This is a genomic window from Acinetobacter sp., from assembly GCF_045628685.1.
GTDB lineage: Bacteria > Pseudomonadota > Gammaproteobacteria > Pseudomonadales > Moraxellaceae > Acinetobacter.
This window is the reverse complement of sequence record NZ_JAZQPV010000061.1, coordinates 1-11,804: the sequence shown is the minus strand read 5'-3', so window position 1 is coordinate 11,804 and position 11,804 is coordinate 1. Positions and strand designations below refer to the sequence as shown.

Genomic DNA, 11,804 nt, shown 5'->3' with positions numbered 1-11,804 from the left:
GCTCGAAGCACGTATTTTTATCATGAAAAGCAATCCACGCTTGAAGATAAATACAGTGACCTCAAGCATCAAATAAAGTTGATATATCATCAGCATAAGGGGCGGTATGGGTATCGCAGGATTACCCTTGCACTCAGGAACTTAGGGCTAACTATAAATCACAAGTGCGTCCAAAGGCTTATGCAGTCCATGCAGCTTAAATCACGCATCAGAGCTGTGAAATATCGTTCATATAAGGGACAGGTTGGTAAAATTGCAGACAATATATTGCAACGCCAATTTGAGGCAGATAAACCTAATCAAAAATGGGTTACAGATGTGACCGAATTTAAGGTGGGTAGTGAAAAGCTCTATCTATCACCCATCATGGATTTGTTTAATGGTGAAATTATTGCCTTTCAAACACAGCGCAGACCGATGTTCGGATTGGTTAAAGATATGCTGAAAGAAGCTGTAAACAAGCTAAAACCAAGCGAAAAGCCTATTGTACACTCAGATCAGGGGTGGCAGTACCAGATGGCGCATTACCAAAGACAATTATCGGAGAAAGGATTAATCCAAAGTATGTCAAGAAAAGGGAATTGCCTAGATAATGCATCTATGGAGAGTTTCTTTGGAATACTCAAATCAGAATGTTTCTATGGTGAAAAATTTAAAACAGTTGATGAGTTAGAGCAAACCGTGAAAGAATATATTCACTATTACAACCATGAACGGATCAAGGTTAAATTAAAAGGACTGAGTCCTGTAGAGTACAGAAATCAGTCCTTAAAAGCTGCTTAATCAAACCGTCTAACTTTCTGGGGTCAGATCAATTAGACTGGCTTTTTTTTATGTTATAAACACCTATCATTTTTTGCTTTCAGATTTTTTATGCGGATTGCTGCTGTTATTTGTCAATATGCCTGTTGTGCTTTTGCTCTTTTTCTTTGCTATCAAATAGCAATTTCTATCTATCAACAAGATTATCAATTGATGGATATAGTCAGTGATGTCGGTAGTATTTTAATTTGTATCGATCTGGCTATATTTTTACATTTCAATAAGTCGATGGCATCGATAAAACTGAAAAGCGGATCTCAACAGCCACCTGTACAAGTTTCAACATTAGAAAAAGTGAGCCGCAAGTTGGGACATTTAGGCATTATGCTGATTATTTGTAGCTGGATTGTGCCAAAGCTTGTATAAAAAAACCTCCCTAATGGGAGGTTTTTTTAAATCTTAAAGAACTCTAAAAGTTATTTAGAACCTTTAATCCCTGCTTGTAATAACAATGCACCTAAACCACCAATTTTTTGCTCTTGTGGTTTAGCAGCTTGAGGTTTTTTATGACCTTGTGGACGGTCGCCTTGAGGACGCGTAGTTTGCGGACGCTTCGCTTGCGACTTACGTTCACCACGTTGCTCAGTATGAGCATGTTGCTCACGGCGTGGCTGACGTGGCGCTTTAGCCGGTGCTTCTGAACCTTCAGGACGCATAGACAAGTTGACACGGTTACGTTCAGCATCCACTTGCAATACGCGTACTTGAACAATTTGTCCCGGTTTTACCACTTTGTGTGGATCCGATACAAATTCATTGGCAAGTTCAGAGATATGTACTAAACCGTCTTGGTGTACACCCACATCCACAAATGCACCAAAGTTAGTGACATTGGTAATCACGCCTTCAAGTTGCATGCCTTCAGTCAGTTGCGACACTTCGGTAATGTCTTCACGAAATTTTGCGGTACGGAATTCTGGACGTGGGTCACGACCTGGTTTTTCAAGTTCGCTCAGTACGTCTTGAATAGTCGGAAGGCCGAATTTATCATCTACAAACTCTTCAGCATTCACCTGACGAATGATTTCAGAATTACCAATAATATCTTTTACCGTTGTCCCTTTTGCTTCAACAATTTTGCTCACCAAAGCATAACTTTCAGGATGAACAGCTGAAGCATCCAATGGTTCAGAACCGTTTTGAATACGCAAGAAACCGGCTGCCTGTTCAAAAGTACGCTCGCCTAAACGAGGTACATTTTTCAAGGCCTGACGGTTATCAAAACGGCCATTTTCTTTACGGTAATCAAAAATTTGTTGTGCAATCGATTTGTTCAAACCTGCGATATACGACAGAATTGCAGGAGATGCAGTATTTACATCCACACCGACCGAGTTCACACAGTCTTCAACCACTGCTTCAAGCGTTTTCGCCAAACCTGTTTGGTTTACGTCATGTTGATATTGACCAACACCAATCGATTTAGGGTCAATTTTCACCAGTTCAGCCAATGGATCTTGTAAACGACGGGCAATCGATACGGCACCACGAATAGAAACGTCTAGCTCTGGCAATTCTTGTGATGCTAATTCAGACGCAGAATAAACCGATGCACCCGCTTCAGATACTGAAACACGGGTAAGGCTCAAGTCTGGGTTTGCCACCATCATTTCCGCAATAACCGCTTCTGTTTCACGGCTAGCAGTGCCGTTACCAATCGCGATTAAATCGACATTGAATTCACGGCACAGACGTGCAAGTTCGGCTATTGAACCTTCTTTGTCTTCTTTTGGCGCAAATGGGTAAATTGTGCTGTGTGCAACAACATCACCAGAAGCATTAACCACCGCCAATTTCACACCAGTACGGATACCAGGATCGACACCTAAAGTGGTACGCGCCCCTGCAGGTGCAGAAAGCAATAAATGGCGTAAATTTTCTGCAAATACGTCCATTGCTTCAGCTTCAGCAGTAAGACGTTTTTCAGTCAGTAATGAATGTTCGATTTGTGGACGAACTTTACCTAACCAGAACAGCTTAGCGGTTTGTTTTAAGTAATCTGCACGCGCCTGTGGCTGAACTGAATCAAGATTGTATTCAGTTTCAATACGCGCCAAGAGTGTATCATCTTCACCATCTACCTTTAAGCCCAATACGTTTTCTTGACGGCCACGTAACATTGCAAGCAAGCGGTGTGAAGGTACTTTATTGAAGTTTTCAGAGAAATCGAAGTAATCGCGGAATTTCTTGCCGACTTCTTTTTTCTCTTCACTTGCAACTGCGCTTTTTAAAACTGCAGTTTTAGCAAAAGTCGCTTTTAGCTCTGTGGTCAAAGCAATGTTTTGCGCCCAGTCATCAATCAGAATGTGCTGGATCGCATCAAGCTGACTTTCTACATCTGGATAATCTTCATGGCTAAACCCGGCTAAAGCTTCAGATGGATCGATTGCTTCTTTGAAGATTTTTTCCGCGATTGGACCTAAGCCCGCTTCTTTGGCTTTAAAGGACTTGCTGGTACGCTTTGGACGGTACGGTGCATAAAGCTCTTCTAAAGCATTCTTGGTTTCAGCAGCGTTGACGCGGTTAAGTAAATCATCTGACAATTTATTTTGTTCTTTCAGAGATTCAATCACCTTTTCACGGCGCTCAAATAAATCGCGTAAATACGATAAACGCGTGTCGAGTTGGCGTAACTGCGTATCGTCTAAGCCCTGAGTTACCTCTTTACGGTAACGTGCAATAAATGGGACGCTTGCACCTTCATCAATCAGCTTGATGGCAGCTTCTACTTGATTTGGACGAACGGCAATTTCTTTTGCTAACTGCTGAACTAAGTCAGTCATCGTGTTTGATCCTACAAGGATAAGTACTAAATGGCATGATTATAAAGACCAAGACCATAAAATCCACAATTGTTTTTATTAAATTTATAAGCGGTCAATATTGCCAATTCACGTCGTTTTCATAATTCCCTACAAAATTAAGTGATAAGTAGTTTTTTAACCCCCTTATTGAGTGGGATTCTCTACAATTTAGATGTATACATTTGGTATCTATGTCTTGATTTTCCCTGCTATATTTGTTGCTTTAGAGCATAGTAAACAGATGCAAATGAATCGTATACTTAAGGCTAGCCGAATTTTTGTTTACGATGACAATAAAGAATAAAGGAGCACATCATGAGTTTAGTTGTACCTGCTGAAAAAACAGATCCCGTACAAAACGAAACTGATCGCGTCGAACGCATTCTGGTGGTAGATGATGATGTGCGTTTACGTACGTTATTACAGCGCTTTCTAGAAGATAAAGGCTTCGTGGTCAAAACTGCACACGACGCAACACAAATGGATCGTTTATTACAGCGCGAACTTTTCTCCCTGATCGTGCTCGATTTCATGTTACCTGTGGAAGATGGCTTAAGCATTTGCCGTCGTTTACGCCAGTCCAATATCGATACACCCATTATCATGCTGACTGCACGTGGTAGCGATTCTGACCGTATTGCAGGGCTTGAAGCGGGTGCCGATGACTACTTGCCTAAACCATTCAATCCAAATGAGCTGTTAGCGCGTATTCGCGCAGTACTGCGTCGTCAGGTACGCGAAGTTCCAGGTGCACCTAGCCAGCAAATGGAAGTAGTCAGCTTTGGTCCATGGTCACTGGATTTATCGACACGTACGCTTACACGTGAAGGTCAAGTCGTTACCCTCACTACAGGTGAGTTCGCTGTGCTTAAGGCGTTGGTACAACATCCACGTGAACCGTTGACACGTGACAAGTTAATGAATTTGGCTCGTGGTCGTGAATGGGGTGCGATGGAACGTTCTATTGACGTCCAGGTGTCTCGCTTACGTCGTCTGGTTGAAGAAAACCCTGCCCGTGCACGTTATATCCAGACTGTTTGGGGCGTGGGTTATGTCTTTGTTCCAGATGGCGCGGAATAAGCCCTTTGTTATCGGATAAGATAAACCCAAATCATTTGGCTAGAAATGCTATTCGCTACTGTTTGAGCCCAACAGAATTTTAAGGCTCGCAGAAAGTGTAAACGTGGCGAATGGCAAAAATTTTCTTGCGTAACATTGTTACTCATTTAAAAAAGTAACCCAAAGAACGCCTTTCATTAAAGGTACAAGCAGTAAGACTCCACCGCGAATAAAATAGCTGCAACTTTTAAAATACACCCACAGGAATCTGGTGTGAAACTCGAACCCATCGACCCACAGAAATTTACTGATTTTGAGGCTTACTCAGAAAAGAAGCGTACCCGTTCGGAACGCTTTTTTGACAAGATCAAGCCACGTTCTGCTGCAATGCGTACTACAGTGCTCGTGTTATTCATTGTATTTTTCAGTTTATTTATGTCGTTGTGGTTCTTTTGGCGCACGCTGTATCTTCCAGAAATTCAACAACACGCCCGCTATTTAGCGGTTGAACTTGAAATTCTCAACAATCCAGATTTACGTATTTTTCATAATGATGCTGAAGTGGATGTCGATACCTGGTTAAAAAACCGGGTTGGAATTGAATACATTACCGATCCAAAAGAATATCCCAGTGTGCGTGATAAAGTCATTGCCGAGTTTTTTACCAACCAAATTGAAAAAAAGTTAGCCAAAGAACTGAAAGTTGAAAAAGTGACGGTCTATTTCCAATTTAAACCGAGTCCGCGTATTTGGATTCAAACCCCTGAAATGAATGGCCATTGGGTACGTGAACCTTTAAAAACCTATGCCAACTATAGCCCAGAACTGGTGTTTGGCTGGTTGCTTGGGGTACCGCTGATTGCCGCTGCCATCATTTTAACCCTGGTTCGTCAGTTAAATCGCCCCTTACGTCGCCTGCAAAATGCAGCGAACCACTATAGTAAAAAAGGTTCTGCGCCTTATTTGGAAACCAATCATGGTCCTCAAGAAATTCGCGAAGTCAACCAAGCTTTTAATCATATGATTTATACACTCGATCAGACTGAGCGTGACCGCCGTATTATGTTAGCCGGGATTTCACATGACTTGCGTACCCCATTGACTCGAATCCGCTTAAGTGCAGAAATGATGCCTGATGAAGACTTTCTCAAAGAAGGCCTGATTTACGATGTCGAAGATATGGATGCTATTCTTGATCAGTTCATCTCATACATGCGAGATGGTTCAGATGAGGAACTTCAAGACACTGACATTAATATGCTATTACAAGAATTAGTGATTCAGTTCAAACCCTTAGATATCCGTTTTAAAGTCCAAGATGTACCGATCATTCAGGCACGTAGCCAGTCTTTAAAACGTATGATCGGCAATTTAATTAATAACTCAAAACGTTATGGCGCTGAACCGATCGAATTATCAGCAAAAGTTGAAAACGATCATATTTTTATTCGTGTCGCAGACCATGGTGAAGGCATTCCTGAAGACCAAATTGAAGACCTGATGCAACCTTTTGTACGAGGTAATGAAGCGCGTACAGTACAAGGTAGTGGTTTGGGTTTAGCCATTGTGAAACGTATTGTCGACATGCATCAAGGCCAACTTAGCATTCACAATCGTCCTCAGGGTGGTTTAGAGGCAGTGATTTGTTTACCTATACTTCACGATGAAATTGAAGAAAATGTACACCACAGTGCCTTGGGGAAAATTAAGCACAGCATTACTGGACACTTTTAAGGATTGGTTAATTAATAAACAAACAGTTTTGATCAACTATTAAGCTCTTGGTTTTTACACTATTAAAATCAATCAATTAAAAACCATAAAAAATTATTATACCTACATTTCTTCAAAAAATTAGACCTTAGCCTAACAGGCATGCACAATTCCTGTTTAGGACGGTACAATCCGTCTAGTTTTGAACAAGAATTGAGCGTAAACCATGTCTTTAGATCGTATTCGTTTAGCGTCACTTCATGACAAAGTCATGAGCGCAGAACAAGCTGCTACTTTTATCCAAGATGGTATGACTGTAGGTATGAGTGGATTTACTCGTGCAGGTGAGGCAAAAGCTGTTCCTTTAGCACTTGTAAAGCAAGCTCAGAGTAATCCTTTGAAAATTACTTTAATTACTGGTGCCAGTCTTGGTAACGACCTAGATAAACAACTAACTGAAGCTGGTGTTCTTGCTCGCCGTTTACCTTTCCAAGTAGATAATACTTTACGTAAAGCCATCAACAAAGGCGAAGTCATGTTCATCGATCAGCATTTGTCTGAAACCGTAGAACAAATGCGTAACCTTCAGTTGAAAAAACCGGATATTGCAATCATTGAAGCAGTTGCGATTACTGAAGATGGCGGCATTATCCCTACCACTTCTGTAGGTAACTCTGCAAGCTTTGCGATTTTTGCTGAAAAAGTGATTATAGAAATTAACACCAATTTAAGCCCTGCTTTTGAAGGCTTACACGATATTTATATCCCGACTTACCGTCCAACACGTCAAGCGATTCCCTTGACTCAAGTCGATGAACGTATTGGTACGCATGCGATCAATATCGATCCATCTAAAATTGCAGGGATCGTATTTAACAACGATTACCACGATTCTCCATCAACTGTGACCCTTCCGGATGATGAAACTCAAGGTATCGCAAACCACTTGATCAATTTCTTTGAACAAGAAGTTGCTGAAGGTCGTTTACCGAAAGATTTGGGTCCCTTGCAGGCAGGTATTGGTTCTATTGCCAATGCAGTATTGACAGGTCTTAAAGATTCAAAATTTGAAGACTTGGTGATGTATTCAGAAGTACTTCAAGACTGTACGTTTGAATTGATCGATGCAGGTAAAATGAAATTTGCATCAGGTTCTTCTATTACGCTTTCTGCTAAATATGGTGAAAAAGTATTTAACAATCTTGACGCGTATAAAGACAAACTGGTCCTTCGTCCACAAGAAATTTCAAACCATCCTGAATTGGTTCGTCGTTTAGGGATTATCGGCATCAATACTGCACTCGAATTTGATATTTACGGTAACGTAAACTCAACTCACGTTTGCGGTACTAAAATGATGAATGGTATCGGTGGTTCAGGTGACTTCGCACGGAATGCACACTTGGCCATTTTTGTGACCAAGTCGATTGCAAAAGGTGGCGATATCTCTTCAATCGTGCCAATGGCGTCACACGTAGACCACTCTGAACATGATGTTGATATTCTTGTGACTGAACAAGGTCTTGCTGACTTACGCGGTTTAGCGCCACGTGAACGTGCTCGTGCCATTATCGACAACTGTGCTCACCCAATGTACCGCGATGCATTAAATGATTACTTTGACCGTTCGTGTGCAAAAGGTGGTCATACGCCTCATCTTCTACGTGAAGCGCTTTCATGGCACTCTAACTTTGAAGAAACTGGTCATATGCTAGCAGCTCAACCAGAAGCTAAAATTGCTTAATTGAATACAGTATAAAAAAACGCCCCAAAGGGCGTTTTTTTATAGCAGGTTTTAATCAAATTTGATCTGATCAGCGATCATATTACCCATCTCTCTAAGATCATTAATGGTTAATGAAAACTCAAGGATACCTATACTCACAACATTACGATTTATCTGAAAAACTATAGCCCAGTGTTCATTCGTATAAAATATATTGCTGAGTTGATTTAAATCTCCACTAATTTCTTGATCAACCCATTGATTCAAGACTTCAATTACTTTTTATCCATATAAATGATAAGGATCTGTCGTAGTCTGTATTGAGTCTGCTTGACCTGAAATCCAGGCCAAAGCCTCATCATCTAAACTTTGCAGACTTTTTGAAGAATAGAGGTGAGCCATAACTGATATAGTCATACCCATAACCAAAGTTATAAATACAAAAAACCTAATATTTTTACCTTCTAAATTACACATATAATTATGTACTTGTTAAAAAATGGCTCCTTAAATCATACAACGTCAATCACTCATTACTAAATCGTATACAAAGAATCACATTTACTTTAAATATTGCTAAATAAATCACCTAAATGATCTTTTTTAAATTCCCCGACTAATGCCTGAGATCAATTGATGTAGTTGTTATCTTTTAAGCATATCAAAGATGTGTTTCGCCTTTTTTTTGTTATAGAAACAAAAAAGTTTATACATTGCTGCTGAACCGGAAAGTTTAAGCCTTGAAATCCATTCGCATCTATCTTGAGATATTCTTCAACAAGTCTGTTCAGGATGATGTCCAAATGCTATAAGCGCTGCTCGACTGCCGTGCGATTTTGCTTTTTAATTTTTTCCATTTCTGCATTTAACTGTAACACTTCCTGATACAAGGCATTAAATTGCTTTAAAGGTTGATCTTCATAAAACATAAAGGTTTTGTTCTTTTTCTCCCATTTATTATTTTTTAAAATTTCAAACAAAGCGTCGGCTTTATTTAAGACTTGTAGCTCCAGAGCAAATAAAGCATGGCTTTTATCACTGTCGCGACTTTCGCGCAGGCTATCGGTTAATTGATGTCGCAGATCAGATCTAATTGATAAATGTTTGGCGCGCGCCAAGGTATCTTGTTCACGTTGCCGAGCTTGCTGTTGATACTGTTCAGCCAGAAAATGGGCTTGCTTCAGCATCTGCTCGGTTTCTATATATTTCTGTTTACGGTCTTGATCTAATCGGTCGATATCCAAGAACTCATCCCAATGGATTGCTTTGAGCTGGCGTAAATACTCATTCCTGGCTTCAGCATTTTGAATCATCTGACTCAGCACAAAGTCCGCCATTACTTTATAATCGCCATGTAAACGCTTATCTGACACATTGACATCAATGGGCTCAGACCAGTCTTGAGCTTGCTCATAAATGAGTTCAGCTTTTTCATATAATACGGTTTGGTAGGTTTGGAGCTGGCTCAAGTCATTTTGCTGTACCGAATACTGATAAAACATCCAGCCAAATACAGCACATGTCGCCAATCCTAAAATAAGAAAAATCCTTGGCACGAGCAATCCTCCTCTAATGAATTTTTATAGCATAACCCGATTTAAAACCCTTCTGATTATTTATTCAGCTCAACCTGATCAAATTTTTCTAGCTCAATTCAGCTTTAATTCAATTCTCACGCTTTAAATTTTGATCCGCACCCCCATCAATATAGGCAATAAAAGATTAGAGATTTCTCATGCGCGTAGATATTTGGTCAGATGTGGTTTGCCCTTTTTGCTATATTGGCAAAAAACGTCTTGAAGCTGCTGCTGAACAAGCAGGTTTAGAACTAGAAGTTCATTGGCATAGTTATGAACTTGATCCAGAAGCACCTATCCGTCAAGAAGTTTCAAACTCTGAACGTCTCGCGCAAAAATATGGACGTACAGTTGCAGAAGTTGAAGAGATGCAACGTAATATTGCAGCTATGGCGGCTGAAGAAGGGATCCAGTTCAATTGGGAAAATGCTAACTCGGGTAACACCTTCAATGCACATCGCATTATTCACCTGGCTCAAAGTAAAGGCTTGGGTTCAGAAGCCGAAGAAGCCTTTTTCTATAGTTATATGACCCAAGGTTTACCAATTGGCGAACGTGAAACAATTGAAGATGTTGCTGCACGAATTGGTTTAAACCCAGTAGAAGTAGAAGATGTTTTAAATTCAGAAGAATATGCAGATTTTGTCAAATTTGATGAAGAGGTGGCACGAGATCAATTAAAAGTAACCGGTGTTCCATTCTTTGTTTTTGATCAACGTATTGCGTTAGCTGGCGCACAACCACGCGAAGTTTTCTTACAAGTTTTTGAAAAAGCCTTAGAAACAACTCAGGCGAAAGTAGAAACTGATGATTCAGCGATTTGTAAAGATGATAGCTGCGGCGTTCCAGAGAAGTAATCCATTTTCTTAATAACGACATAGATTTACTGCAACTGCTCATAAAAAAATCCCCAATCAGGGGGATTTTTTTATTTTAAAATTCATCAATCTAGTCAACCAAGAAACTAATTTTTAAATTTACCCGATACTCAGTAATTTTACTGTCCTTAATCACTACTTTTTGCTCGTTAATCCATGCACCTTGCACATTTTTTATTGTTTTGGTTACTTTCTCAATGCCTGTTTGAATTGCATCTTCAAAACTTTTATTACTACTGGAATTAATTTCAACAATTTTTGCGATAGCCATTTTTTAAACCTCAAATTTTATTCTTGTGAGTCCTGATCATAGGATATTTTCTAACCAAACATTTAGGTTTTAACATTACACCGCAAAAACTTACACGTAAGAAACAATCCCAATATCAGCGATTTGCTTCTTACAAAACACAACTTATATATACAAGGCTTTGACACAACGAGATGTGTAATTCGCTAGGCTGATATACGGAACATTTAAGTTCTAAATCATGCAACTTTATAAGAGGTAACTATGAATACTGAAACTCAAAATTCTAGTGTTGATTCAACTGTCGATTCTACTTCTAGACACGATTCTAGCCCGGGGCAAAATTCCATGCCTAGACACGATTCTAGCCTTGGGCAGCGCTCAAGCATAAAATCCCCCTTTTCTCCTACGGTAACAGGAGCATTAGTGGGGGCAGTTGCGGGGAGTATACTCCCAGTATTTGGTACCATTAGTGGAGCAATTATTGGCGGTATTTCTGGTAAGGTTTATGAAAAAAGATGTCAAAGCCAGAGCCAGACCAAAGGTCATAAAAGTTAATAATGCTCTATATTTGCAAACCAGTTAAGACAGATTGTTAAACACAGTCTGTCTTAGCGTAAAATTTCAAACTTATGATTTATGTAATAATTTAAAATCACCATTTAGCTTTAGCATTTATTTAACTTGATTGTTTTTGATATCTTTCCCATGGAATTTCTTTTCTTTATCGTCCTTGTCCTATTTTTGGACATCCTCTCACCTAAAGGAAATAATAATGAAACTTATCCAATCTTTTTAGATTATCACGGGGGTGACTTTTTCTGTAAATGTATCTGTATTAGCCCCCGTAAAAACGGACAGTTAACTCGCTAATTTTAGCGCCCGAAACTCCCGAGGGGATTTCATTTTTAATCCACTATGTGGATGATTGCAATTGTAATCTTCTATCCATAGCGGCAAAGCATTCAGCACAGT

Annotated in this window: 11 protein-coding genes; 7 read left to right on the top strand and 4 right to left on the bottom strand. The window is 39.8% G+C overall.

Features of this window, described 5'->3' with window-relative positions; all coding sequences use genetic code 11:
• Positions 1 to 783, top strand: a 783-nt coding sequence (locus ACKI4H_RS08960; protein ID WP_407305189.1) for an IS3 family transposase, incomplete at its 5' end; no start/stop codon positions are given.
• Positions 784 to 873: 90 nt separating this feature from the next.
• Positions 874 to 1,188 carry a hypothetical protein gene (locus ACKI4H_RS08955; RefSeq protein WP_407305188.1) on the top strand — a complete coding sequence of 105 codons (315 nt, stop codon included), beginning with the start codon at positions 874 to 876 and terminating at the stop codon, positions 1,186 to 1,188.
• A gap of 50 nt (positions 1,189 to 1,238) precedes the next feature.
• On the opposite strand, the gene ACKI4H_RS08950 is transcribed toward ACKI4H_RS08955, so the two are convergent.
• The gene (locus ACKI4H_RS08950) at positions 1,239 to 3,605 is read right to left on the bottom strand and encodes a Tex family protein (RefSeq protein WP_407305186.1); all 2,367 of its coding nucleotides are present in this window, start codon (positions 3,603 to 3,605) and stop codon (positions 1,239 to 1,241) included.
• Positions 3,606 to 3,941: 336 nt separating this feature from the next.
• Here ACKI4H_RS08950 and ompR point away from each other — a divergent pair, with 336 nt between their 5' ends.
• From ompR to ACKI4H_RS08935, 3 genes are all read left to right on the top strand, one after another.
• A complete protein-coding gene (ompR, locus tag ACKI4H_RS08945; protein ID WP_131289339.1) occupies positions 3,942 to 4,706 on the top strand; it encodes a two-component system response regulator OmpR in 765 nt (254 codons plus the stop codon).
• 252 nt (positions 4,707 to 4,958) lie between these two features.
• Entirely contained in the window at positions 4,959 to 6,419 is a 1,461-nt protein-coding gene (locus tag ACKI4H_RS08940) for an ATP-binding protein (protein WP_407305185.1), read from the top strand.
• Between the two features lie 205 nt (positions 6,420 to 6,624).
• Positions 6,625 to 8,142 carry an acetyl-CoA hydrolase/transferase family protein gene (locus ACKI4H_RS08935; protein ID WP_407305184.1) on the top strand — a complete coding sequence of 506 codons (1,518 nt, stop codon included), beginning with the start codon at positions 6,625 to 6,627 and terminating at the stop codon, positions 8,140 to 8,142.
• A 264-nt stretch (positions 8,143 to 8,406) separates the two neighbouring features.
• Here the strand turns inward: ACKI4H_RS08935 and ACKI4H_RS08930 are convergent, their stop codons facing one another.
• Together ACKI4H_RS08930 and ACKI4H_RS08925 are read right to left on the bottom strand one after the other, a co-directional pair.
• Entirely contained in the window at positions 8,407 to 8,541 is a 135-nt protein-coding gene (locus ACKI4H_RS08930; RefSeq protein ID WP_407305183.1) for a hypothetical protein, read from the bottom strand.
• 389 nt (positions 8,542 to 8,930) lie between these two features.
• Positions 8,931 to 9,680, bottom strand: a complete 750-nt coding sequence (locus tag ACKI4H_RS08925; RefSeq protein WP_407305182.1) for a hypothetical protein — start codon at positions 9,678 to 9,680, stop codon at positions 8,931 to 8,933.
• A gap of 179 nt (positions 9,681 to 9,859) precedes the next feature.
• Here ACKI4H_RS08925 and ACKI4H_RS08920 point away from each other — a divergent pair, with 179 nt between their 5' ends.
• Positions 9,860 to 10,558 carry a DsbA family oxidoreductase gene (locus ACKI4H_RS08920; RefSeq protein ID WP_407305181.1) on the top strand — a complete coding sequence of 233 codons (699 nt, stop codon included), beginning with the start codon at positions 9,860 to 9,862 and terminating at the stop codon, positions 10,556 to 10,558.
• Between the two features lie 91 nt (positions 10,559 to 10,649).
• On the opposite strand, the gene ACKI4H_RS08915 is transcribed toward ACKI4H_RS08920, so the two are convergent.
• Positions 10,650 to 10,850: a dodecin family protein gene (locus tag ACKI4H_RS08915; RefSeq protein WP_407305180.1), complete on the bottom strand. Its 201-nt coding sequence runs from the start codon at positions 10,848 to 10,850 to the stop codon at positions 10,650 to 10,652.
• A gap of 327 nt (positions 10,851 to 11,177) precedes the next feature.
• Here ACKI4H_RS08915 and ACKI4H_RS08910 point away from each other — a divergent pair, with 327 nt between their 5' ends.
• A complete protein-coding gene (locus ACKI4H_RS08910; protein ID WP_407305190.1) occupies positions 11,178 to 11,387 on the top strand; it encodes a glycine zipper domain-containing protein in 210 nt (69 codons plus the stop codon).
• Positions 11,388 to 11,804: the final 417 nt, after the last annotated feature.